The organism is Poseidonibacter antarcticus (assembly GCF_003667345.1).
In the GTDB taxonomy this organism is placed as follows: Bacteria; Campylobacterota; Campylobacteria; order Campylobacterales; family Arcobacteraceae; genus Poseidonibacter; species Poseidonibacter antarcticus.
This window is the reverse complement of sequence record NZ_RCWF01000013.1, coordinates 1-24080: the sequence shown is the minus strand read 5'-3', so window position 1 is coordinate 24080 and position 24080 is coordinate 1. Positions and strand designations below refer to the sequence as shown.

Below are 24080 nucleotides of genomic sequence, written 5' to 3'. Positions count from 1 at the left end.
TATAAATATGTTATATAGGAATAAAATATGAATATAATTGTTATTGGAGCAGGTGGAGTTGGCGCTTTTTATGGAATGATTTTACATAATATTGGTCATAATGTTAAATTTGTAGCTAGAGGAAAAAATTTAGAATATTTAAGAAAATATAAAATGAAGCTAGTTCATCCAAATTATATAATTGAAGATAAAATAGATACTATAAGTATGGAAGAATTACAAGAATTAAATCCAAAAGATATAAATGTTGTTTTTTTAGCAACAAAATCTATGAGCACAAAAAGTATCTCACAAAGTTTAGCTACTTGGACAGAAGATTGTAAAGATATACCATATTTTGTTTCATTGCAAAATGGTGTTGAAAATGAAGATATTATGGCTGAATATTATTGTCCTGATTATGTTATTGGAGGACTAACAAGACTTATTGCTACTCATACTATTAAGTTAGGTTTAGTTGATGCTACAGGTGAGGTACAGACAATACTAGGTGCACTATATCCAAATGATAAAAATAAAGAGTTTTTAGAAAATCTAAAAAAAGAGTTAGATAAAACAAAAACTACTACTATTTTAACGCATAAGATAAGACTAGAGTTATGGACGAAGTTAATTATTAACAATGGAGTAAATGCTATTTGTGCATTATTACATGAAGAATCAGGAATATTAATAAATAATGAAAAAACTTCAAAATTAATTTATGGACTTATGCTTGAGGCTGCACTTGCTTCAAAAGCAGTTGGAGTTAATATATCAAAAGAGGGTGCTGATAAAATGTTCAAACTTATGACAAACTTTGAATCAATAAAACCTTCAATGTTAATTGATACTGAACATAACAGAGATATAGAACTTGATGAAATTTGTGGTGTTGTTATAAAAAATTGTGAAAAACAAGGATTAGATGCTCCTTATACTAGAACAATTTCTACTATATTAGAATATACATATAATAAAAAAAGAGCTTTAGAGCATTAATATGAAATATATGATTTTCTTAACACTTGCTGTTTTATTTTGGTCTGGAAATTTTGTCTTTGGTCGTATGGTTTCAACAGAAATATCAGCAATTGAGTTATCTTTTTTTAGATGGTTTTTTGTTGCTTTAATTTTGTTACCATATTTGATATATAGATTTAAACATATTATGAATATTTTTAAAAAAGAATATCTTATTCTTTTAATTTTTGGGATTATTGGGATTTCTGGGTTTAATACATTTTTATATCTTGGATTACAAACAACAACAGCTACAAATGCTTTATTGATTAATTCAAGTATTCCAATTATGATTATTGTTTTATCCTCAATAATACTAAAAACTTCTATAACAAAAATCCAAGCTTTGGGAATACTTCTTTCAACATTAGGAGTTATATTTTTAATTTTAAAAGGTAGTTTAGAAAATATTATAACTTTAGAGTTTACGCATGGAGATTTATGGATACTTTTCGCATGTCTTAATTGGGCTTTATATACAGTTCTTCTAAAATATAAACCAAAAGAATTAAATGCTTTAGATTTCTTAAGTATAACTGTGTTTATTGGTATTATTATACTAGCTATTGTTTATTTTTATGCTGGTTATAGCTTAGAATTTAGTCATTTTGAAAATGCTAAAGTTCTTTATTCACTTATTTATATTGTTGTTTTTCCATCATTATTATCATTTTATTTTTGGAATACAGCGATTGCTCAAATTGGTGCAAACAAAGCAGGTCAATTTACACACTTGATGCCAATATTTGGTGCTATATTAGCCTATTTATTTTTAGGTGAAAGATTAGAGGTTTATCATATCTTTGGTATTTTATTTATAGGTCTTGGTATTTATTTATCAATTTTTTTAAAAAAAAGTTAGGTAAATTATGAATATGATTACAAGTATTTCAGGTGTATTAATCTTTTTATCTTTTTTATCTAGTATTTTTGCATACTTTTATAATAATGATTTATTGATATATTCAGGATTTTTAGCATGGATTTCACTTTTTCTTTTATTCTTTTCTATAAAAAACAAGAAGATGATAATAATACTTTTTTCTTTAAGTCTAATCACTTTTTTAATTTCTTATCTTAATGGTTTTGAAATAAATATAGTAAAAGTGTTTACTGTAAATCAATATTTATTAACCTTACTTATTGGAGTTGCTTTTTTAAGACTTATAGCAATTCCTAAAATAGATAAAGAAGATAAGCTACCAAAAGGAAAGTTATCTTTTTTCAAAACATATTTAGGTGTTCACTTATTTGGTTCAGTGATTAATCTTTCTTCTTTAATTCTTGTAGCAGATAAACTATATAAAAAAGCTCCTTTGACAAATGCACAAATAGTTCTTTTAACAAGAGCATTTGCATCAGATGCATACTGGTCTCCATTTTTCGTAGCTTTTGCTGCTGCTATTACATATACACCAAATTTATCAACTTCTATTGTTTTAATAAATGGTATTTTTTTAAGTATAATCACTTTTTTAATTTCATATTATGAAGTAATTAAAAATAAAGAGTTTAAAATAAAAGAATTTAGTGGTTATCCCTTATCTTTTGATAATTTATATTTACCTCTTTGCTTGGCTTTTTTAGTTTTACTTACTAATCATTTTTATCCTGATATTAAAGTGATTATTTTAGTTGCATCTTTTGCTTTATTGCTTACATTAATTGTTTTACCAATTAAAGAAGGTTTAAAAAATTCAGTTTTAAAGTTAACTAATCATATAAGTAAAGAATTACCAAATATGAAAATGGAAATATCACTATTTTTAGTTGCTGGAATGTTTGGAATGTCAGTTAGCGCTATTTTAATTGGTTTAAATCTTCCTCTTCCTTTTGAAACATTTGATTGGTTTATAGCTTCAATTCTTTTAGGAATATTTATTATTTTAGCTTTTGTAGGTATCCATCCAATTATTACAATTGCAATAATTGGAGATTTTTTAAGTAATGTAAATCATACACTTCTTGCAGTTACTTTTTTAATGGCTTGGTCTACAACAGTTTCAACATCTCCATTTAGTGGATTAAATTTAACAATTGTTGCAAGATATAATGTGAAAGGTTCAAGAATATTCAAACTAAATATATTTTATGCACTTAAAATGTATTTTATTTGCGTTTTATTTTTATTTCTTTTATCAAAATATTTACAATTGTAGAAAAAATAATACAATTATCATATAATTATCACACAACTATGCTATAGTTTTAATGTAAAAGAGGTAGGTACAAACTCATTTGTATCCTTTCTGCTTCCTAACTTATAAATATTTGTATTTACCTTCTTTTTACTTTTATTCGTTACAATTAGCCAAACTTATGAAAAAGTGACCACCTAATGAATTTATTTTTTATATTATTATCAAAAATTTCTCCTTTATATGCAAACATTATATTTGGATATATTTTAACAAGATATTTAAAAGTTAGAAGAGATTATGTAGCTTTTATTCTTATTTATATATTAGGACCAGTTGTAATATTTTTTGCGACACTTTCTATTGATATTAATTTACAACTCTTATTTTTACCAGTTTTTGTATTTATATTTGGTTCTAGTATTGCTTTTTTTATTTTGTATAGATATAAGAATGAATGGAAAGATGCAAGTGTTAATACTCTTGCATTTACTTGCGGAACTGGAAATACTGGATATTTTGGGATTCCTCTTGCTATGATTTTGCTCTCACCAGAAAATGCAAATATATTTATTTTTGCAACATTAGCTTCTTTGCTTTATGAAAATACTACAGGTTTCTTTGTTACAGCAAAAGGTTCATTTACAGCAAGACAATCAATAGTTAAAATAATAAAATTACCTCTACTTTATGCTTTTATTGCAGGACTTACATTAAACTTTTCAGGTGTTGAAATACCAGAATTTGTAATACCATATTTTGAAGTTATAAAATGGGTATTTGGAATTTTAGGAATGATGATGCTAGGAATGGGAATGAAAGGTTTTAATCTTGAAGAAGATATGGATAAAAAGTATATAAAAATAGCTTATTTTTTCAAATTTATTTTTTGGCCAGCTAGTATACTATTGATAATATTTATTGATAAGAATTTTTTAGGATTATTAAGTAAAGATATTTATGATGTTCTATTTTTATTTTCTATAGTACCACTTGCTGGTAATACAATAACGCTAGCAGTTCTTCTAAATGCAAAACCACAAAAAGCATCTTTTACGGTTTTACTTAGTAATCTGATTTCTATAATTTATATACCAATAGCATTGTTATTGTATGGAGGTTTTTAAAATTAGTAAATAATTCTTCTTGAAGTCCAATATGCTTTTTTATAAAATGGCTTATTAAGTTTTGAAAATTTAACACCTTTAATTGATGCATGCATAAAATCACCATTCCCCATATATACACCAACATGTCTGTCAATTTTACCTGTTTTAAAGAAAATGAGATCACCTAGTTCAAGTTCAGATTTTTTAATTTTTTTACCAATTTTTACCTGAGTTCTAGTACTTCTTGGAATTTTGATATCAAATTTTTCCTTATAAATTCTTTGAGTAAAGGCAGAGCAATCTATACCTTTTTTAGAATTCCCTCCATATCGATATTTTACATTTTTCCATTCATTATAAAAGTCCATAAATTCTTTATTCATATCTTTTATGTCACCATCTGCTAAAGTTTCATCTTCTTCAATTAATTTTTTATATTCATTTGGAGTTATTATAGGAACTTTTTTTAGAAGAATAGCATTTGTATTAGGATTATTTTTGTACAAGGTATTATCTACATAAATATCTGATTTATTTTGACAACCAATAAAAAATAGAAATAATGGCAAAGCCAAATGTGATTTATTAACCATGATCAATCCTTAATACTTGAATTATAAGTAATTTTATCGTTTTATTACTTAATAAATAAATTTTTTATGTTATATCTTGTTTGTAAAAATAGATACTATATAATTTCTTTAGTGATATAATAAGAATAGATTATTTTTTGATTAAAGAGATGTTATGTTTAAACTTATTTATTTTATTTTAATTGTTCTTTTTTTTAATGCTTGTAGCCTCACTAAATATAATTATCTTAATAATTATATTGATATAACAAAAGAAAAAAAATATTTTACAAATGATATGTGTTCTACTAATTCTTATCTTGTAAAAAGTAGGAGTATAGAGTATGGGGATATTTTTATAGAACATATTAATTTAGATACCTCTTGTCAATGGAATGGATTGCCAAGATCTTTTTTTGATGATTTATTTAAGCAAAAAAATCATATAAAAAGTATGCGTATTCTTGAAAGAATAGATTTAGAAAATTTTGAATTTAATACTTATTTAATTAATGATAAATATATTTTGAATTTAATTTATTATTTTTCTTCTTTTGAAGATACTTTTATTGTAGATTATAAAGGAGTTTTATTTACTAAAATAATTAAAAGTTTTGATAAAAATTATGTAAATAGATATTTAAGTAAACAAAGATATAGCTCCAAATATAATAGCAGTTTAGTAAATAATAATATTATAGGGAATTATTTTTCTAAAGAGATTGAATTTTCTGATAAATAAATATATACAATTTATGCACAATCTTTATTAATAATGTGAATAAAGGAGTTTTAAATGTTAAAAAAAAGATTCTTACTATTTACAATAATAATATTGTTATTTACAGGATGCCATAGATACAATCATGCTCCAAGAGCTATAATAAAACCAGTAATTATATTTGAACCATTTTTTATTAGAAGTCATCATGGATATTCAAGAGGACATGGGAATTATAATAGAGGTCATAGAAGGCATAATTCTCATAATAGACATAGACATTAAAATCTATAAAAAGTAAAGGTTTATTTTTACTTTAAGAGGATTAGAACCCTCTTAAAGTAATACCAAAATAAATTGCAATAATTCCTAGAGTAATATTTAAAGGTATAAAATATTTTGCAATAGGAGCTAGTCTAGTTTTAGCACCTAAAAAATCACCCGATATAAAAGCTTTTTCTGCTTCATTTCTTTTGATATAAATAGTAATAAAAACTATAGTCATAATAGTCCATATCACTTCTTTAACAATTACAAAAGAATATAAAGGTGTACCTTTAAATCCGAGTGTTAATATTAAAATAATTGCAGTTACAAGTAATAGTATAATTGCTGGAATAACCATATTAAAAAATCTTTTTAAATATTCTAGTGTTCTTGCAATTTTTATTTTTGGTTCAGCTATATTTTGAATTGAGTAATGAACTGCAAATCTAATTGCAATCATCCCTCCAACCCATAATACAGCAGAAAGTACATGTAAAAAAACAATAATTGATAAAAAAGATGTTGATTCAGTCATTATAATACCTACAGATTTGCTTTTGCATATTCTAAGGCAGCTTTTTTTGCATCAGCAATTTTACTTATATCTTTTCCACCAGCTTGTGCAAAGTCAGGACGACCACCGCCTCCTCCTCCAACGATTGGAGCAATTTCTTTAATCCAATTACCAGCTTTGATATTTGTGTTTTTGCTTCCAGCTACGAGCATAACTTTTTCGCCTTTAGCTTGAAGTAATAAAACAGCTAATTTATCATTTTCATTTTTTAAATCATCTACAATTTTTTTAATATCACCATTTTCTACAACATCAACTACAACTTTTACATCACCAATCATTTCTTCTTTAACAGAAGTTGCTCTTTGGCTTTGAGCTAATTGTACTTCTTTTTTAAGTTCTTTGATTTGTTCTTTAAGTTTTTTAATACCTATAAGTGCATCTTGGTTTTTAACTTCTTCTTGTACTTCATTGTATTTACTTATTATAGAGTTCGTATAATCAACAGCTGCTAATCCACAAACAGCTTCAATTCTTCGTACTCCTGCACTAACACCTGATTCTTTTGTAATATAAATTGAACCAATATCAGCAGTATTTTTTACGTGAGTTCCTCCACAAAATTCTACAGATGCATCACCAAAACTTACAACTCTTACACTATCACCATATTTTTCACCAAACATAGCAATAGCACCTTTGTTTTTAGCTTCTTCAATTGGTAGTTCTTCAACATTACCTTTTATTGCATTTGCTATCATAGAGTTAACTAATTCTTCTACTTTTTTGATTTGTTTATTTGTCATAGCTTTTGGGTATGTAAAATCAAATCTTAATCTATTAGTATCGTTTAATGACCCAGCTTGTGCAACTGTATCACCTAAAACAATTTTAAGTGCTGATTGTAAAAGGTGAGTAGCACTGTGATGTTTTTCAATTTCATTTCTATTTATTACAATAGCTTGAACTTTTTGACCTTTTTTAAGCACTGATTTTTCAACAGTAACTTTTGAAAGGTTTATATCATGGAACTTTGAAGTTTCTTTAACAATAGCAATATCTTCATTATCTTTTAATGTACCTGTATCACCAGTTTGTCCACCAGATGTTGCATAAAATGGAGTATTATCTAACATCACCCATCCACTTTGTCCTGCATTTAATGTCTCAACTTCTTGAAATTTTTCATCTAATAAAGTTACAATTGTTGCATTTTCAAAAGTTTTTTCATATCCAACAAAATTATTCTTACCATATTTTTCAAGTAATGATTTAAAGTCACCTTCTGTTGCAGCATCTCCACTACCTTTCCAAGCAGCTTTTGCTTTTGCTCTTTGAGCATTCATTAATTCATCAAATTTTGCATTATCAACTTTTAGATTTTTATCTCTTAACATATCTTCTGTTAAGTCTAATGGAAATCCATAAGTATCATATAATTTAAAAGCAATTTCTCCTGAGAAAATTTCTTTTGTATTTGCTAGTTCTTCATTAAATATATTCATACCTAAATCAATTGTTTTAAAGAATCTCTCTTCTTCTAGAGTTAGTTGTTCTTTAATATAGTTAGCTTGAGCAACTAAATCTGTATAGTGATTACCTAAAATATCACATAAAGTATCATAAACTTTTGCCATAAATGGTTTTCTAAATCCTAATAAATATCCATGTCTTACAGCACGTCTTAAAATTCTTCTACAAACATAAGGACGACCTTCATTTCCAAATAAAATACCTTGAGAAAGCATAAAAGAAGTAGCTCTTAAATGATCAGCAATTACTCTATATGAACCAATATTCTCAGGTGTAATTTCTTTCTTAGATAACTCTTCAATTTTTTTAATAATTGGTTGGAAGTTTGATGAATCAAAGTTATTTAATACACCTTCTTTAATAGCAATAACTCTTTCTAATCCCATACCTGTATCAATTGAAGGTTTTGGAAGAGGATTTAAAACACCTTTAGTATCTCTTTCATATTGCATAAATACTAAGTTCCAGATTTCTAGGAATCTATCACCTTCTCCACCTAAATAATCTTCATCTGTATCAAAGTTCTCACTTCCTTGATCATAGAAAATTTCACTACAAGGACCACATGCACCTGTATCTCCCATAGACCAGAAGTTATCTTTATCTCCAAATCTTTTGATTCTTGAAGCATCAATATGCTCTTGCCATAATTCGTATGCTTCATCATCACTTTCGTGAACTGTTACCCATAATTTATCAATAGGAAGTTCAAGATTTATTGTAATAAATTCCCATGCATAAGCAATAGCATCTTTTTTAAAATAGTCACCAAAAGAGAAGTTACCTAACATCTCAAATAATGTATGATGACGTGCTGTATATCCAACATTTTCTAAGTCATTATGCTTTCCTCCAGCTCTTACACACAGTTGACAAGAAGTTGCTCTTGGGTTAGCAGGTCTTGGAATTGCACCTGTGAATATATCTTTAAACTGAACCATCCCTGCATTTGTAAACATAAGTGTCGGGTCATCAGGAACTAAAGGCATTGATGAAACAATGTCATGTCCTTTATTTTTGAAAAATTCTAAGTATTCTTTTCTAATATCCATGTAAATTATCCGTAGTTTAATTTTTAAATATTTTATCTAAAAATTAATTTAGGCAAGATTAGTAAGAAATACAATAAGAAAATAAAACTAATTTTAAGTTATTAAAGAGTAAACTTGAAAAGTTTAATTTAGAGCTTTATATTAAATAAACAAATTTAGAAACAACACTTAATAATAAAGGAAATAAAATGAGTAAATATACAGAATTAACTCCAGCAAACTTTGAAGAAATCACAAATGAAGGTGTATCTTTAGTTGACTTTTGGGCTCCATGGTGTGGACCTTGTAGAATGATTGCTCCAGTTATTGAAGAATTAGCAGAAGAGTTCGAAGGTAAAGCAAACATATGTAAAGTTAATACTGATGAGCAACAAGACTTAGCAGTTAAATATGGAATTAGATCTATCCCAACTATCATTTTTATGAAAAATGGTGAAGTTGTAGATCAAATGGTTGGTGCTTCTTCTAAGCAAGCATTTACTGATAAAATTAACTCATTAATTTAATAAATACTATAAAATATTAAAAAAAGGAAGGAGCTTTTGCTTCTTCCTTTTTTTTATGCAAAATTTTCTAAAAAGTCATACTCAAGTCACATTTTTATCTTAGTATTCAAATATAAAAAATATTAAGGAGAAAATAATGTTTTCAAGTAATAAAATTAAGATAATTTTACCTTTATTAGTTATCGTAATTATCGCAATATTACCAACACCTGAAGGATTAGCAGTAAATGCTCAATACTTTTTTGCAATCTTTTTAGGAGTAATTGTTGCTCTTATTTTAGAACCAATTCCAGCAGCACTTGTTGGTTTGGTAGGTGTTTCTTTAAGTGCAACTCTTGGGCTTGTAGGTGAAACTGCAAAAGCCAATAGAGATTGGGCTTTAAGTGGTTTTTCAAATGGAGTTATTTGGTTGATTTTTGCTGCATTTATGTTTGCATTAGGTTATAAAAAATCAGGTCTTGGTAAACGAATTGCTTTATTACTTGTAAAATACTTAGGTAAAACTTCTTTAGGTTTAGGATATGCTGTTGCATTTTCAGATGGAATTCTAGCTCCTTTTATGCCTTCAAATACTGCAAGAAGTGCAGGGACAATTTTCCCTATTGCTATTAACATCCCTCAAATGTTTAATTCAACTCCTGAAAATGAACCTAGAAAATTAGGTGCATATATTTCATGGGTTGCAATTGCAGCTACTTGTGTAACGAGTTCAATGTTTTTAACAGCACTTGCTCCAAATTTATTAGCAGTTTCATTAGTAGAAAAAAGTGCAGGTGTTCTAATATCTTGGGGTGAATGGTTTACAACTTTAGCTGTAGTTATGATTCCATTATTTTTACTTGTACCAATTCTTGCATATGTTATATATCCACCTGAACAAAAAACATCACCAGAAGCTCCTATTTGGGCAGCAAAAGAATTAAAAGCTATGGGATCTATTACTGCTAAAGAGTTAACTATGTTAGGTCTTGGATTATTAGCTTTGGGACTATGGATTTTTGGAAAACAAATTGGAATAGATAGTACAGTTGCTGCTTTATTGGTATTGTGTTTATTAGTTATTACAAATGTAATTACATGGGAAGATGTTATTACAAATAAAGCTGCAATAAATGTATTTATTTGGTTTGCTACATTAGTTGCAATGGCAGGTGGTCTAAACAAAGTTGGTTATTTAGAATGGGCAGCTGGACTTATTTCTACATGGTTAGTAGGTTTAGATCCTATTACTATAGCAATTGTATTATTAGTATTATTTTTCTTATTCCATTATTTATTTGCAAGTGTAACTGCACATGTTGTTGCACTTTTACCATTGTTTTTAGGAATTGCTGTAAATTTAGTTCCTGCTGATATGGTTCATACTATTGCAATTTTATTTGTAGGTTCATTAGGTTTAATGGGAATTATAACTCCATATGGAACAGGTCCTTCTCCTATTTGGTATGGGGCTGGATATATTTCACAAGCTACATGGTGGAAATTAGGATTTATATTTGGAGCTATATACTTAGGTGCATTAGTTCTATTAGGATTCTTTATCTTATAAAAACAAATATTATGGCAGTATTTAAATTACTGCTATAATATGCTTTATGAAAAAACTCATTTTAATATCTATTTTATTTACTACTTTTCTTTTTGCAAATTCATCTATTTTAATTATAAATTCATACCATAAAGGTTATGCGTGGAGTGATAATATAATTAAAGGGATAGAAAGAACTCTTTATAAATATCCCTCAATTGATATAAATATTTTATATATGGATTCAAAACGAATTACATCATCCCTATATTATGAAAAGTTAAAAGACTTATATAAAGTACAATTAAAAAATAGAAAATATGATTTGGTTTTAACAATAGATAGATTTGCTTATGATTTTGTTACTAAAAATTACAATAATTTTTTTATTAATGAAAATATATTAAGTGTTGGAAATGAAAACTTTGATAAAAAGAAGTTAATAAAATACAATTTGGAAAATAAAGTATCAGCTCTATTAGAAAAAAGAGATTTAAAAACTAATATAAAATTAATAGAAAAAATTATTCCTAATATAGAAAAAATATATATAATAAATGACAAAAGTCAAAATGCTAAACATACCGAACCTTTAATCAAAAACCTTTTTGATAATTTTAAAGGTAAATATAAATTAATCTATTTAAGAGAAGATAACTTAGAAAATCTTAAAAATAAATTCTCAAAATTTGATAAAAATACTGCTTTATTATTTATAAGGTTTTATAAAAATAGTAATGGAGAGTTAAATAACAATCAAGAAATAGCATTATTTATAAAAAATGCAAATGTTCCAATATTTATTACAGATTCAATTTTTAATAAAAAAGGTGCATTAGGTGGAAAGATAATTGAGCTAGAAAAATTTGGAAATACAGCAGGAGAAATGGCTTTTGATATATTAAAAAATAAAAGCCAAATTATTAAAATATCAAATGACTTTTCATATGTTTTTGATGCTAGTAAGCTTAATGAATTCTCTTTATCATTAAATCAAATAAATGAAAATTATAAAATTGTAAATAAACAAATGACATTTTTTGATAAAAATAGAGGTTTTATAAATTTTGTATTTACTATTTCTCCTTTTTTAATTGTTTTAATTATTGTGTTATTACATAGTATGTATCTTAGAAAAAATACTGAGCGTAAATTAAAACAAAGAATGGAATTTGATAATGTTTTATTAAATGCAATTGAAAGTCCAATATTTTGGCAGGATGATAAAGGAATAATTATAGATTCTAATGCTAAGTTTTGCAATTTTATTAATGTTACTATGAAAAAAGTATATTGGAATAAATTAAGTGATTTTAAAAACAATAAATCAATTCAAATTTATCAAGCCCTAGAAAATTTCAAATTAGATAAAGAAAAAAATAATCAGTTTAGTTTTGAAATATCAAAAAATGATATTAAAACTTTTTTTATAAAACAAGCAAATTATTGTGATAGTAAAACTAAAAAAACAGGAACAGTAACAATTTTTACAGATGTGACAAAAGAAAAACAAATTGAAGAAGAAAAAAAGAAAAATGAAGAGTTTATTATTCAACAATCAAAACTAGCAGAACTTGGAGAAATATTTTCATCAATTGCACATCAGTGGAAATCACCACTAGTAGAAATCACAACAATAGCACAAGAGAGTTTTTATAATAATAAAGTAAATACTAATCTTCGTGAAGATGAATCTTATGTAAAAGATATAATGACACAAGTAAATTATATGACTAATACTATAAATGATTTTCAAGAATTTATAAAACCATCAAATAAAGAACAAACTTTTAATATAATAGAAACAATAAATTCAATGTTAGAAATAGTAAGTCATAATATTAAATATAATTACATAAATATTAAAATTGATGTAAAAGAAAATACAAACTTAAATGTTAATGGTTTTAGAAATGAATTTATGCAATCTTTTTTAAATATTATAAATAATGCAAAAGATGAATTATTAAAAATAGATATAAAAAATAGAAATATTAATATCTTTATATATAATATAAATAAACAATTAATCATAAAAATAAATGATAATGCAGGAGGTATTAATATTAAAAATATAAATGACATTTTTAAAGTTTATTACTCAACAAAAGAAAATGGACACGGAATAGGCTTATATATGGCAAAAATGATTATAGAAGATAAAATGAATGGAAAATTAAATGTACAGAATCTAAAAGATGGTGCATCTTTTGAGATTATTTTGGATAATGCTTAATGAAAATATTAGTTTTAGAAGATAATGAACGATTATTAAATGTAATTAAAACAGCACTAGAAAAAGAAAACTATACTATTGATACTTTTACAGATGGTAATGATGCTCTTGAAGCACTTGATAATGGATATAGTTGTTTTATTTTAGATATCAATGTTCCACATATTGATGGTATTTCATTATTAGAGTTATTAAGAATTAATCATAAAGTTACACCTGTAATTATAATAAGTTCAAATCATGATTTTGAGAAAATACAAAAATCTTATGATTTAGCTTGTGATGATTATCTTAAAAAACCATTCTTTATCTTAGAATTAGTTCAAAAAGTTAAAAAATTTTGTAAAATACAAAATAAGTTTTTAAAATTTAATGATGAGTATAAATATGATTTTATTAATCATATATTATATAATAATGGTAAAGAAATAGAATTAACAAAAAAAGAGATTTTATTCTTAGAACTTTTTTCTAAAAATTTGCATCATATTGCTACTTATTCAGAATTAGAAGAGTATGTATGGGAAGGTGAAGATACAAATCTTGTAAATATAAGAGCTATGATAAAAAGAATTAGAAAAAAAATACCAGCAGAATCAATTGTGATTGTAAAAGGTATGGGCTATTCTTTGGATAAAAATGTTAAATTAGTTTAATATTTTTTATTAAACGATAAAAATTATCGTTTAATTAAGTAAAGCTTAGTTAAACTATAACTTACATAGATTTTAGTATTATTACATCTTTAATAAATACTATAAATTATAAATGATAAAAAATAAGGAATTTGATATGTTAGATTTAGCAATTATTGGTGGAGGACCAGCTGGGTTAACAGCGGGACTATACGCTACAAGAGGTGGTTTAGGTAATGTTACAATGTTTGAAATGGGTATGCCAGGAGGACAAATTACAGGTTCTTCAGAAATAGAAAATTATCCAGGACAAAGTGAAATTGTTACAGGTATGGATTTAATGTCAAATTGGCCAGAACAATGTCAAAGATTTGGATTAAAACATGAAATGAATCAAATTACAACTATTACAAAAGAAGGTGATACGTTTAAACTTTCAGCAGTTGATGGGAAAGAATATGAAGCTAAAACTGTTTTAATGGCAACAGGTTCAGTTCCAAGACGTGCAGGTTTTAAAGGTGAAGATGAATTTTTCGGAAGAGGAATTTCAACTTGTGCAACTTGTGATGGTTTTTTCTATAAAGGGAAAGAAGTTGCAGTAATTGGTGGTGGAGATTCAGCTTTAGAAGAAGCAGTTTACTTATCTAAAATGTGTTCAAAAGTATATTTAGTTCATAGACGAGATACATATAGAGCAGCACCATCTACAATTGAACATATGAAAGCTGCTTCAAATATTGAAGAAGTAACAAATGTTGATGTTGAAGAAGTATTTGGGGATATGTCAGGTGTTCTTGGATTAAAAGTTAAATCAAAAGAAAATGGTGAAATTAGAGATTTACCAACTCCTGGTGTTTTTGTATTTGTTGGAAGAAATGTATTAAATGAACCATTAAAACAAGAAGATGGATCTTTTTTATGTGATACAAATAATGCAGGTGAAGTTGTAGTTGATTTAAAAATGCAAACTTCTGTAAAAGGATTATATGCAGCTGGTGATATTAGAATTGATGCTGCTAAACAAGTTGTTTGTGCCGCAGCAGATGGTGCAACAGCAGCTGTTAATATTATTGAATATTTAGGATAAAAGGAAATTAATTAAAATGATTAATGTAGGTATATTAGGAAGTACAGGTCGAGTAGGGTCTTTATTAATTGATGACTTAGAAAACGATGAACAAGCAAGAGTATCAGCTGTTCACGTTTTTAAAAAATTAAATAGACAATTACCTGAAGATATTGTTGTTACTAATGATATGAAGGTTTTATTTGATTCTTCTGATGTTATTATAGATTTCTCTGCACCAGATGCTACTGAAGCTTTATTAACAGAAGTTATTGAAAATGGTGCTAGAAAACCCTTAGTAATTGCAACAACTGGATTTTCTAAACATCAACAAAACTTATTAATTGAGGCTAGTAAACTAGTTCCAATTTTATATGCTACAAATATGAGTTTAGGAGTTGCTGTTTTAAATAAACTAGTAGCCTTAGCATCTAAAACATTAAGAGATTTTGATATTGAAATCGTTGAACAACATCATAAACATAAAGTTGATGCACCTTCTGGAACTGCTTTAACATTAGCTGAACACGCTGCAAAAGCAAGAGGTTTAAATCTTGATGAGGTTAGAGTTTCAGGTCGTGATGGTCAAATTGGTGCAAGAACTAAAGATGAAATTGCAGTAATGGCTTTACGAGGTGGAGATATAGTAGGTCGACATACTGTTGGTTTATATAATGATGGTGAGTTTTTAGAACTAAATCATACTGCAACAGCTAGAAACACTTTTTCAAAAGGTGCTATAAAAGTTGCAAAATGGATTATTGGAAAAGAGCCAAATCTTTACTCAATCAATGACGCTTTAGGTTTATAAAACTTAAAACTTTACAAAAAATAACAAAATAAAATAAAACTAAAAGAAAAAAGATATCTTGACTACAAATAGTAAATGCTATTTGTAGTTGGGCATCTCTTTTACTTCTTTCTTTTAAATAAGGTTAAATAAATGTGCGCAATAGTTGGAATTTACGGGAATGATAATGCTGCAAGACTTGCATCTCTTGCTTTGTTTGCAATGCAACATAGAGGTCAAGAAGCTACAGGTATATCTTCTTCATGTGATGGGAAAATTCATACAATTAAAAATAGGGGTTTAGTATCAGATGTATTTAAAGAATCTGCACTTAAAATCCTAAAAGGGAATATGGCTATTGGTCATAATAGATATTCAACAGCTGGTGGAGATTCTATTTTAGATGCTCAACCCGTGTTTGCTAAGTATAAACTTGGAGAAATATCTATTGTTCATAATGGAAATTTAATCAATAAAGAAGAAGTTAGAAAAGATTTAATTGACAAGGGTGCCATTTTTCAAACAGGAATGGATACCGAAAATTTAATTCATTTAATTGCAAAAAATACCAAAGATAGATTAAGAGATAGGATTGTAGAAGCTTTAGAACGGACTATTGGAGCTTATTGTTTTATTGTTCAATCAAGATCAAAACAATTTATTATAAGAGATAAGTATGGTATTAGACCATTATCTCTAGGAAAATTAAATTCAGGTGGTTACATAGTTGCATCTGAAACATGTGCATTTGATTTAGTAGGTGCAACATTTATAAGAGATGTAAGACCTGGAGAAATGTTAATTTTAAGTGAGGGTAAAGAACCTGAATCGATTCAAGTTTATGAGCCAGAATTTAGACCTTGTGCTTTTGAATATGTATATTTTGCACGTCCTGATTCTATAATTGATGGAAAAAGTGTATATAAAGCAAGAGAAGATATGGGTAAAGCTTTAGCTATTAATGATAAAAATTCAAAATCCAAATATGACATAGTTATACCTGTTCCTGATTCAGGAGTTCCAGCAGCACTTGGTTATGCAGCAGAAAGTGGAGTTCCTTTTAAATATGGAATTATTAGAAATCACTATGTTGGAAGAACATTTATCGAACCAACACAAGAAATGAGAAACTTAAAAGTAAGAATGAAACTTTCACCAATGAACTCAATGATAGAAGGAAAATCTTTACTTGTAATTGATGATTCTGTTGTTCGTGGTACTACATCAAAAAGAATTGTAAAAATGCTTAAAGATGCAGGTGCAAAAGAAGTTCACTTTAGAGTAGCCTCTCCTGAAATAAAATTCCCATGTTATTATGGTATTGATACACCTGATAAAAAAGAGTTAATTTCTAGTAATATGACAAAAGATGAAGTTTGTAAATATATTGAAGCAGATTCTTTAGAATACTTATCTATTGATGATTTAGTAAATGCAATTGGAAATGATAGACACTATGGTCTTGAAAGTTTTGATGGGGACTATTTCGTAAAAGAATAATATGAATAAATTAAAAAATGTTTTAACAATTGGTAGATATTTCAAAAATAAATTTGGTGAAAAAGTATATAAAGTTCCTATTTCAATATCAGGATTTACATGTCCTAATATTGATGGAACAGTAGCCAAAGGTGGTTGTTCTTTTTGTGAAAATGATTCTTTTTCACCTAATTTACGAGAGAAAAAAACAAAATTTAAATTAAATCCAAGAGTAGAAGAAAATCCATATTTGGATAATCAACTAAAACAACTTGAGATGCAATTTAATGCAACAAAACAAAGATTAGGTAATAAATTTGGAACACAAAAATTTATAGTTTATTTTCAATCTTTTACAAATACGTATGCACCCTTTTCTACATTAAAAGCTTTATATGAAAAAGCTCTTAGTTTTGAAAATGTAATAGGGTTAAGTATTGGTACAAGAACTGATTGTGTTACGGATGAAATTCTTGATTATTTAAAAGATTTATCTAAAGATAAAGAAATTTGGATTGAGTATGGTATTCAATCTTTTTATGATGAAACACTTGATACTATAAATCGTGGTGACAGTGTTGAAAATATGAAATATTGGATTAAAAGATCTAAAGAAAAAGGTTTAAATGTTTGTGGTCATTTAATCTATGGATTACCAAATGAAACTCAAGAAATGATGCTTGAAAGTTTTAAACAAACAGTAGAACTTGATGTTGATTCGGTTAAATTTCATCCTTTATATGTAGTAAAAAATACTTTACTTACAAATGAGTTTAGAAAAGGAAGATTTACTCCTATTTCTGAAGAATTATATATAGATACAGTTGTTAAATCAATTGTTGATTTACCTTCACATATTTCAGTTCAAAGAATAACAGCAGGGATTGATGATGATACATTATTATCACCTGATTGGTGTAGAAATAAACATGCTCAAATGAAAAAAATTAGATTAGCTTTAGAAGAAGTTGGGTTTAATTATTAAGTAATAATACTAGGAATAATCCTAGTGTTATTTGATTTTTAGTAGATAATCAACTACATTATCAATAAATGCATCATGTTTTCTATCTTTTCTATATGCAATATATAGTTTTCTTACCATTTTTTGATTGTTGATTCTAGATTCATATAAAGCACCTGATTTTAATAATGATTCAATTGCATTTCTTGATACAATAGAAACTGTAGGTGTTATGCTTTTATCTGAATGTAAAACTGTTTGTACAATAGTAGTAGCACTTGTAACTTCACTTGTAACATCAAATGTATCACAATCAGGGAAATTAGCTTTATCAAGATTTTCTTTAAAAATTGCTCTAGTATTTGATTCTGGATTTCTACAAACCCATTTATATGATAACAAATCCTCAGCTTTAGCTCGTGGAGGAAGTTCTTGATTAGAGAATATTACAATTTCATCTTGCATCCATTCTCTATAAATAATATCATCATTTGAAACATAGTTTTCAACTAATGCCATATCAATTTTTTTATCTAATAAATCTTCAATTGCTTCATGAGAAACTGAAACGTTAATTGAAACTTCATTGTTTATATTTTCTTTTAAATTATTTAAAAATCTTGGTAATATATAATTCCCAATAATAAATGATGCACCAAATACAAAAGTTACATCTTTGTTCATAATTTTTAATAGTTCTTTCTCACCGTTAGCAACACATTTTTCTATTTTAATTGCAATAGAATAAAGTTTTTGACCTTCTTTCGTAAGTCTAATACCATTCTTTTTTCTATCAACTACTTGAACATCAAGATAGTCTTCTATGAATTTCATTTGCTGTGTAACCGCGGGTTGAGAAATACCAAGTTTTGCTGAAGCTTTTGAAAAAGATTTTTCTCGTACAACTGTAAGAAAAGTCTCTAGTTTTGCAAAATCTGTTAGCATTATAGCCTCCGTGTTATAAATTATATTTATCATAACATTTATTTATAAATAAAATAATTAAGAAGAATAATGGATTTATTTAATCTATGTTATAATTATATATTATGGGAGAAGAAATGTCTGAAAATTTATTATCATTATTAAATGATTCTCAAAAAAGTGCGGCTGAACACATTGATGGTTCGCTACTTATACTTGCAGGTGCGGGTTCTGGAAAAACTAAAACTATTACAACACGATTAGCTTATTTAATTTCAATAGGGATAGATCCTAGTTCAATATTAACATTAACATTTACAAATAAAGCCGCTTCAGAAATGAGAGAACGTGCTTTTTCAATGATTAATCCATCATCAATAAATACTCCCCCTTTATTATGTACCTTTCATAAGTTTGGATTATTATTTTTAAAATTTCATATGAGTGAATTAGGAAGAAAAGCTAATTTTATTATAATTGATACAGATGATAAAAAAAGAATAATTAAATCAATTGATAAAGAGATTACAACATCTCTTATAGCTTCTGAAATTTCTAAATATAAGAATACTTTATTATCTCCTGCTGAAGCAATTGCAGGTGCTGAATTAAAACTATATCAACAAATTGCACTTGTTTATCAAAAATATCAAGAATATTTATTAAAAAACAATTTAGTTGATTTTGATGATTTATTACTATTACCTTATGAAATATTAAAAAACAATGAAAAATTAGCAGAGCAAACAAGTCAAAGATACCAATATATTATGGTTGATGAGTATCAAGATACAAATGAATTACAATATAGATTATTAAGATTATTATGTGCAAGTCATAATAATCTTTGTGTAGTTGGTGATGATGATCAAAGTATTTATGGTTGGAGAGGTGCTACAATAAAAAATATTTTGAATTTCTCCGAGCATTTTGAAGATACAAAAGTTGTAAAACTTGAAGAAAACTATAGATCTACAGATACTATCTTAGAACATGCAAATCAATTAATTGAGCATAATCGTGATAGATTAGGGAAAAAACTAGTTGGGACAAGAATGAAAGGTGATTCAATTAAAGTTTATGAATCACATGATGAAAATGAAGAAACTAGAAAAATAGTAGATGATATAAAATCTTTATTAGATAATGGAATTTCTGCAAAAGATATAGCTGTATTATTTAGAGTAAATGCACTTTCAAGATCACTTGAAGAAGGTTTTAATAAAGCAGGTTTAAACTATAAACTTGTTGGTGGAATGAAATTCTATGAGCGTGCTGAAATTAAAGATTTAATAGCTTACTTTAGAATACTAACAAACTCAAATGATAATTTTTCATTAAAAAGAGTTATTAATAAACCAAAACGTGGAATTGGTAAAACAACAATTGATAAATTAGAAGCTAAATCAATTGAAACAAAAAAACCAATTTTTGATTTAATTCAAGATTTAAGTCCTGAAGATTTAGCTGCAATTGTAGGAAAAAAGAATTCAAGAACACTAAAAGTTTATGAAGCTTCAATTATGGATTTAAAAGATATTTTGGAAGAATCAAAAATGAAGTTTTTAGACTCTTTTGAAGAAGCTTTTGATTACAGAGCATCTTATGATAATGTACCTGATGGTTTTGAACGTCAAGGTAATATTGATGAGTTTTATGGATATATTAGAGATTACTTTATGCAAAATCCACATTTAGAATTAAAAGACTTTTTAAATGAGATTGCGTTAGAAAGTGAAAATGGTGAATATAATAATGAAGCTATTTCAATGATGAGTATTCATGCTTCAAAAGGTTTAGAGTTTAAAAACTTATTTATAATAGGTCTGGAAGAAGGATTTTTCCCTCTTACTGGTGATGGCTCAGATATTGAAGAAGAGAGAAGACTAGGTTATGTAGCAATTACTAGAGCTATGGATAACTTAACTTTATCATTTGTCCATTCACGATTTTATAAGGGTAAAAGAGCTATGTTAAATAAAAGTAGATTCTTAAGTGAATCTGGTTTGATTAAAGGTTCTTTAACAATTGAAAAAAATTCAGCCTTAAAAAAAGGCGATTTAGTTCAACATAAAATTTTTGGAATGGGTAGAGTTCAAAAAGCTACAAAAGCTGGAAAAGATTATAAACTTACTATTAATTTTGGTGGTACAAAAAGAGATATATTATCTTCTTTTGTAAATAAAATATAAAACTTGATTAGAGTTAGTAATGCAAAAAAGACTTTATAATAAAGAACCACTAAATAAATTGTTAGTGGTTAAAAAACCAATATTTATTTCTTCAAATACTTATTTGAATAAAATCAAAAGAAAATATAAAAATAAAAAAGCAGGATTTAGTGGAACATTAGATCCTTTTGCTTGTGGATGTTTGATTGTAGCTTTTGGACAATATTCAAAACTATTTAAATATTTATCAAAAACACCAAAAACGTATAAAGCCGTTCTTTGGTTAGGTGTACAATCAGAATCTTTAGATATTGAAAATGTAACAAGTATAGAAATTGTAAAACCTTTAGATAAAGATTTAATCAAAAAAGAGATTGAAAACCTAAAAGGTGAAATAGAATATACTCCACCAAAATTTTCTGCAAAAAAAATTGATGGTAAAAGAGCTTATGACCTTGCAAGAGATGGTATTGAGTTTGAAATGAAAAAATCCACTATGAATATAGTTGATACAAAGTTTATTACTTATAATCATCCTTTTATAACATTTGAATCAAGTGTAAGTGAGGGGTCATATATAAGATCTCTAGCACAAATATTATGTGAAAGATTAGGAACTATTGGAACGCTTTCATATTTAGAGCGTTTAAATGAAGGAAAATTTTTTTATGAAAATGAGAAAGATTTAAATCCTTTGGATTATTTAGATATTCCTATTAATAATTATAATGGTACAAAAGAATGGCTTTTTAATGGAAAAAAAATATCAACTGATTATTTGGAAACAAAAGATGATGGTAAATATTTGATTTTATTTGATGATTTTTTTAGTATTATTGAAATTGTTGGAAATGAAGTGAATTATTTATTAAATAAGGTTACTTTATGAAAACGTTTAAATCTTATGCAAAAGTAAATATTTTTTTGAAGATAGCAAATAAAAGAGATAACTATCATGAACTCGTATCGAGATTTATACGAGTTCATAATTTATTCGACAAAATGTCATTTGTTAAAACAAATAAGAAGGCTATGGATATTATAGGAAATTTTGGATGTAAATTAGAGTCTAATACTGTATATAAAGCATACAATTTACTAAAACACCATAAAAATGTAGAAGAATTCTTTAAAATATATAGTGTAAAAGTAGAAAAAAAAATTCCAGAGTTTGCAGGACTTGGTGGTGGAAGCTCAAACGCAGCAACTTTTCTAATTATGGTAAACGAATATTGTAACTTAAATCTATCAAAAGATGAACTTTGTGATATTGCTGTTAAAATTGGTGCTGATGTTCCTTTTTTTGTTTATGAGTATGATAGTGCTAATGTAAGAGGTATAGGAGAAATTGTAGAGAAGTTTGATGAAGAAATTCTTGATATTGATACAATAACACCAAAAATACAGTGTAACACGGGTAAAATATTTAATGTATTTAGAGAAAAATTTTATAAGCAAATTTCGAAAGAAGAAGAAAATCGCTTAATAAAATTAAGTTCAAAAGAGATATTAAAAGAGTTTAATATCTATGAAGCAAATGATTTATATCAAGCAGCAATAACTATAGAACCAAAACTCCAAGAATATGAAAAAAACAATTGGTATTTTAGTGGAAGTGGAAGTTCATTTTTTAAGGTAAACAATGGCAAAGAAAAAAGAAGTTAAAAAAAACTTAGTATTTAAAAACAAAAAAGCATTTCATGATTTTACAATTATGGAATCAATGGAAGCTGGTATTGTATTAGAAGGTAGTGAAGTTAAAGCTATGAGAGAAGGAAGAGCTAATCTAAAAGATTCTTTCATTCGTATAATAAAAGGTGAAGTTTTTTTATTTAATATGCATATTTCTCATTTAAATACAGCTCATGTTACATACAGACCTGATGAGAGAAGAGAAAGAAAGTTACTGTTACATAATAAAGAAATAGCAAAACTTTTTGCAAAGGTTACAAAAGATGGTATTTCTATTGTTCCTTTAAAAATGTACTTTAATAAGAAAAATAAAGTGAAAGTACAAATAGCAACAGCAGAGGGTAAAAAACTTCATGATAAAAGAGAAGATTTGAAGAAAAAAACTATGCTAAGAGAGACTCAAATAGCTATTAAAAACTGGAAATAAATAGTATTAAATTGACTCTATATTTCTATAGCTAAAAAGAGTCAATAAATAATTATTATTTTTAAATAAAAAAACTTAATAAATTAAAATTTAACTATTAAAACTTAATTTTAGAAAATAATTATAGATGATTAATTTTTCTTATTAAATATAATTTTGATAATCACTATGATTACAAAAATAGCCTAAAAATAGCGAAACAAGACAAAAAATATCTTCTTTAATAAATTAATGAAATTATTTTAATTATAAGTTCATCTTATAATATAAGATTTTAAACAATATCTTAGCTCTTTTATAGATTTTATAATTGTTATCAGTCTAAATTTACTATAAATAATTATTTTTAATAGTATTTTATACTTAATTTATACTAAAATTAAGTATATTCTTAGTGATTTTCAGTTAATATGATTTTATAAGTGACAATTTGTGACTTGTATATAAAATTAGTAGGAGGAGATTGATGCAAAACGGTGCACAAATTGAGTATGATTACTCAGTTGCAAAAGCCTTTACATTTGCAACAATTTTGTTTGGTATCATTGGTATGACAGTAGGTGTTATACTTGCGTTTCAATTGGCGTTTCCTGAGTTAAGTAACTTAGCTGGGGAGTATGGTACATTTAGTAGATTAAGACCTATTCACACAAATGGTGTTGCATTTGGTTTTACTTTAAGTGGTGTTTTTGCTGGATGGTATTACATTGGGCAAAGAGTATTAAAAGTTTCTTTAAAAGAATCTCCATTTTTA

23 protein-coding genes are annotated in these 24080 nt (G+C 26.4%); 19 read left to right on the top strand and 4 right to left on the bottom strand.

Going from position 1 to position 24080, the window contains the following annotated elements:
- The first annotated feature begins 27 nt into the window (after nucleotides 1-27).
- From D9T19_RS12510 to D9T19_RS12495, 4 genes are all read left to right on the top strand, one after another.
- Nucleotides 28-981 carry a ketopantoate reductase family protein gene (locus tag D9T19_RS12510; protein WP_121628581.1) on the top strand — a complete coding sequence of 318 codons (954 nt, stop codon included), beginning with the start codon at nucleotides 28-30 and terminating at the stop codon, nucleotides 979-981.
- 1 nt (nucleotide 982) lies between these two features.
- Entirely contained in the window at nucleotides 983-1864 is an 882-nt protein-coding gene (locus D9T19_RS12505) for a DMT family transporter (protein WP_121628580.1), read from the top strand.
- Between the two features lie 7 nt (nucleotides 1865-1871).
- Entirely contained in the window at nucleotides 1872-3161 is a 1290-nt protein-coding gene (locus D9T19_RS12500; protein ID WP_121628579.1) for a tellurium resistance protein TerC, read from the top strand.
- 179 nt (nucleotides 3162-3340) lie between these two features.
- A complete protein-coding gene (locus D9T19_RS12495; RefSeq protein ID WP_121628578.1) occupies nucleotides 3341-4267 on the top strand; it encodes an AEC family transporter in 927 nt (308 codons plus the stop codon).
- Nucleotides 4268-4269: 2 nt separating this feature from the next.
- Here the strand turns inward: D9T19_RS12495 and D9T19_RS12490 are convergent, their stop codons facing one another.
- Nucleotides 4270-4842 (bottom strand): NlpC/P60 family protein, encoded by a 573-nt coding sequence (locus D9T19_RS12490; RefSeq protein ID WP_121628577.1) that lies wholly within the window; start codon nucleotides 4840-4842, stop codon nucleotides 4270-4272.
- A 154-nt stretch (nucleotides 4843-4996) separates the two neighbouring features.
- Between D9T19_RS12490 and D9T19_RS12485 the strand changes: the two genes are divergently transcribed.
- Nucleotides 4997-5563: a hypothetical protein gene (locus D9T19_RS12485; protein WP_121628576.1), complete on the top strand. Its 567-nt coding sequence runs from the start codon at nucleotides 4997-4999 to the stop codon at nucleotides 5561-5563.
- A gap of 54 nt (nucleotides 5564-5617) precedes the next feature.
- Nucleotides 5618-5827, top strand: coding sequence for a hypothetical protein (locus D9T19_RS12480; protein WP_121628575.1), 210 nt, complete (start codon nucleotides 5618-5620; stop codon nucleotides 5825-5827).
- Between the two features lie 40 nt (nucleotides 5828-5867).
- Here the strand turns inward: D9T19_RS12480 and D9T19_RS12475 are convergent, their stop codons facing one another.
- Complete coding sequence (locus tag D9T19_RS12475) at nucleotides 5868-6344, bottom strand: hypothetical protein (RefSeq protein ID WP_121628574.1); 477 nt, start codon at nucleotides 6342-6344, stop codon at nucleotides 5868-5870.
- A gap of 8 nt (nucleotides 6345-6352) precedes the next feature.
- Nucleotides 6353-8908, bottom strand: coding sequence for an alanine--tRNA ligase (alaS, locus tag D9T19_RS12470; protein WP_121628573.1), 2556 nt, complete (start codon nucleotides 8906-8908; stop codon nucleotides 6353-6355).
- A 188-nt stretch (nucleotides 8909-9096) separates the two neighbouring features.
- On the opposite strand from alaS, the gene trxA reads away from it, so the two are divergent.
- The 8 genes from trxA (at nucleotide 9097) to mnmL (ending at nucleotide 18133) form a co-directional block, all read left to right on the top strand.
- Entirely contained in the window at nucleotides 9097-9414 is a 318-nt protein-coding gene (gene trxA / locus D9T19_RS12465; RefSeq protein WP_121628572.1) for a thioredoxin, read from the top strand.
- Between the two features lie 136 nt (nucleotides 9415-9550).
- Nucleotides 9551-10963, top strand: coding sequence for a DASS family sodium-coupled anion symporter (locus D9T19_RS12460; protein ID WP_121628571.1), 1413 nt, complete (start codon nucleotides 9551-9553; stop codon nucleotides 10961-10963).
- Nucleotides 10964-11009: 46 nt separating this feature from the next.
- Complete coding sequence (locus D9T19_RS12455) at nucleotides 11010-13178, top strand: sensor histidine kinase (RefSeq protein WP_121628570.1); 2169 nt, start codon at nucleotides 11010-11012, stop codon at nucleotides 13176-13178.
- Nucleotides 13178-13834: a response regulator transcription factor gene (locus D9T19_RS12450; RefSeq protein ID WP_121628569.1), complete on the top strand. Its 657-nt coding sequence runs from the start codon at nucleotides 13178-13180 to the stop codon at nucleotides 13832-13834. The genes D9T19_RS12455 and D9T19_RS12450 overlap by 1 nt, the downstream gene beginning before the upstream one ends.
- Nucleotides 13835-13970: 136 nt before the next feature.
- Nucleotides 13971-14900 (top strand): thioredoxin-disulfide reductase, encoded by a 930-nt coding sequence (gene trxB / locus D9T19_RS12445; protein ID WP_121628568.1) that lies wholly within the window; start codon nucleotides 13971-13973, stop codon nucleotides 14898-14900.
- A 16-nt stretch (nucleotides 14901-14916) separates the two neighbouring features.
- Nucleotides 14917-15690, top strand: a complete 774-nt coding sequence (gene dapB / locus D9T19_RS12440; RefSeq protein ID WP_121628567.1) for a 4-hydroxy-tetrahydrodipicolinate reductase — start codon at nucleotides 14917-14919, stop codon at nucleotides 15688-15690.
- Between the two features lie 132 nt (nucleotides 15691-15822).
- Nucleotides 15823-17169 carry an amidophosphoribosyltransferase gene (gene purF / locus D9T19_RS12435; protein ID WP_121628566.1) on the top strand — a complete coding sequence of 449 codons (1347 nt, stop codon included), beginning with the start codon at nucleotides 15823-15825 and terminating at the stop codon, nucleotides 17167-17169.
- A 1-nt stretch (nucleotide 17170) separates the two neighbouring features.
- Nucleotides 17171-18133 carry a tRNA modification radical SAM protein MnmL/YtqA gene (gene mnmL / locus D9T19_RS12430; RefSeq protein ID WP_121628565.1) on the top strand — a complete coding sequence of 321 codons (963 nt, stop codon included), beginning with the start codon at nucleotides 17171-17173 and terminating at the stop codon, nucleotides 18131-18133.
- A 27-nt stretch (nucleotides 18134-18160) separates the two neighbouring features.
- Here mnmL and D9T19_RS12425 read toward each other — a convergent pair whose 3' ends face one another.
- Nucleotides 18161-19057, bottom strand: a complete 897-nt coding sequence (locus tag D9T19_RS12425) for a LysR substrate-binding domain-containing protein (RefSeq protein ID WP_121628564.1) — start codon at nucleotides 19055-19057, stop codon at nucleotides 18161-18163.
- A 116-nt stretch (nucleotides 19058-19173) separates the two neighbouring features.
- Here D9T19_RS12425 and D9T19_RS12420 point away from each other — a divergent pair, with 116 nt between their 5' ends.
- The 5 genes from D9T19_RS12420 to D9T19_RS12400 form a co-directional block, all read left to right on the top strand.
- Nucleotides 19174-21228: an ATP-dependent helicase gene (locus D9T19_RS12420; protein WP_121628626.1), complete on the top strand. Its 2055-nt coding sequence runs from the start codon at nucleotides 19174-19176 to the stop codon at nucleotides 21226-21228.
- A gap of 19 nt (nucleotides 21229-21247) precedes the next feature.
- The gene (truB, locus tag D9T19_RS12415; protein WP_121628563.1) at nucleotides 21248-22096 is read left to right on the top strand and encodes a tRNA pseudouridine(55) synthase TruB; all 849 of its coding nucleotides are present in this window, start codon (nucleotides 21248-21250) and stop codon (nucleotides 22094-22096) included.
- On the top strand, nucleotides 22093-22872 hold the full coding sequence (locus tag D9T19_RS12410; protein WP_121628562.1) for a 4-(cytidine 5'-diphospho)-2-C-methyl-D-erythritol kinase: 780 nt from the start codon (nucleotides 22093-22095) through the stop codon (nucleotides 22870-22872). The genes truB and D9T19_RS12410 overlap by 4 nt, the downstream gene beginning before the upstream one ends.
- Complete coding sequence (gene smpB / locus D9T19_RS12405) at nucleotides 22850-23326, top strand: SsrA-binding protein SmpB (RefSeq protein WP_121628561.1); 477 nt, start codon at nucleotides 22850-22852, stop codon at nucleotides 23324-23326. The genes D9T19_RS12410 and smpB overlap by 23 nt, the downstream gene beginning before the upstream one ends.
- A gap of 466 nt (nucleotides 23327-23792) precedes the next feature.
- A partial coding sequence (locus tag D9T19_RS12400; RefSeq protein ID WP_205588722.1) for a cbb3-type cytochrome c oxidase subunit I occupies nucleotides 23793-24080 on the top strand: 288 nt, incomplete at its 3' end.

Coding starts and splice junctions, on each gene's coding strand:
- D9T19_RS12510 (WP_121628581.1), top strand. CDS start 28: ATGAATATAATTGTTATTGGAGCAGGTGGAGTTGGCGCTTTTTATGGA.
- D9T19_RS12505 (WP_121628580.1), top strand. CDS start 983: ATGAAATATATGATTTTCTTAACACTTGCTGTTTTATTTTGGTCTGGA.
- D9T19_RS12500 (WP_121628579.1), top strand. CDS start 1,872: ATGAATATGATTACAAGTATTTCAGGTGTATTAATCTTTTTATCTTTT.
- D9T19_RS12495 (WP_121628578.1), top strand. CDS start 3,341: ATGAATTTATTTTTTATATTATTATCAAAAATTTCTCCTTTATATGCA.
- D9T19_RS12490 (WP_121628577.1), bottom strand. CDS start 4,842: ATGGTTAATAAATCACATTTGGCTTTGCCATTATTTCTATTTTTTATT.
- D9T19_RS12485 (WP_121628576.1), top strand. CDS start 4,997: ATGTTTAAACTTATTTATTTTATTTTAATTGTTCTTTTTTTTAATGCT.
- D9T19_RS12480 (WP_121628575.1), top strand. CDS start 5,618: ATGTTAAAAAAAAGATTCTTACTATTTACAATAATAATATTGTTATTT.
- D9T19_RS12475 (WP_121628574.1), bottom strand. CDS start 6,344: ATGACTGAATCAACATCTTTTTTATCAATTATTGTTTTTTTACATGTA.
- alaS (WP_121628573.1), bottom strand. CDS start 8,908: ATGGATATTAGAAAAGAATACTTAGAATTTTTCAAAAATAAAGGACAT.
- trxA (WP_121628572.1), top strand. CDS start 9,097: ATGAGTAAATATACAGAATTAACTCCAGCAAACTTTGAAGAAATCACA.
- D9T19_RS12460 (WP_121628571.1), top strand. CDS start 9,551: ATGTTTTCAAGTAATAAAATTAAGATAATTTTACCTTTATTAGTTATC.
- D9T19_RS12455 (WP_121628570.1), top strand. CDS start 11,010: ATGAAAAAACTCATTTTAATATCTATTTTATTTACTACTTTTCTTTTT.
- D9T19_RS12450 (WP_121628569.1), top strand. CDS start 13,178: ATGAAAATATTAGTTTTAGAAGATAATGAACGATTATTAAATGTAATT.
- trxB (WP_121628568.1), top strand. CDS start 13,971: ATGTTAGATTTAGCAATTATTGGTGGAGGACCAGCTGGGTTAACAGCG.
- dapB (WP_121628567.1), top strand. CDS start 14,917: ATGATTAATGTAGGTATATTAGGAAGTACAGGTCGAGTAGGGTCTTTA.
- purF (WP_121628566.1), top strand. CDS start 15,823: ATGTGCGCAATAGTTGGAATTTACGGGAATGATAATGCTGCAAGACTT.
- mnmL (WP_121628565.1), top strand. CDS start 17,171: ATGAATAAATTAAAAAATGTTTTAACAATTGGTAGATATTTCAAAAAT.
- D9T19_RS12425 (WP_121628564.1), bottom strand. CDS start 19,057: ATGCTAACAGATTTTGCAAAACTAGAGACTTTTCTTACAGTTGTACGA.
- D9T19_RS12420 (WP_121628626.1), top strand. CDS start 19,174: ATGTCTGAAAATTTATTATCATTATTAAATGATTCTCAAAAAAGTGCG.
- truB (WP_121628563.1), top strand. CDS start 21,248: ATGCAAAAAAGACTTTATAATAAAGAACCACTAAATAAATTGTTAGTG.
- D9T19_RS12410 (WP_121628562.1), top strand. CDS start 22,093: ATGAAAACGTTTAAATCTTATGCAAAAGTAAATATTTTTTTGAAGATA.
- smpB (WP_121628561.1), top strand. CDS start 22,850: ATGGCAAAGAAAAAAGAAGTTAAAAAAAACTTAGTATTTAAAAACAAA.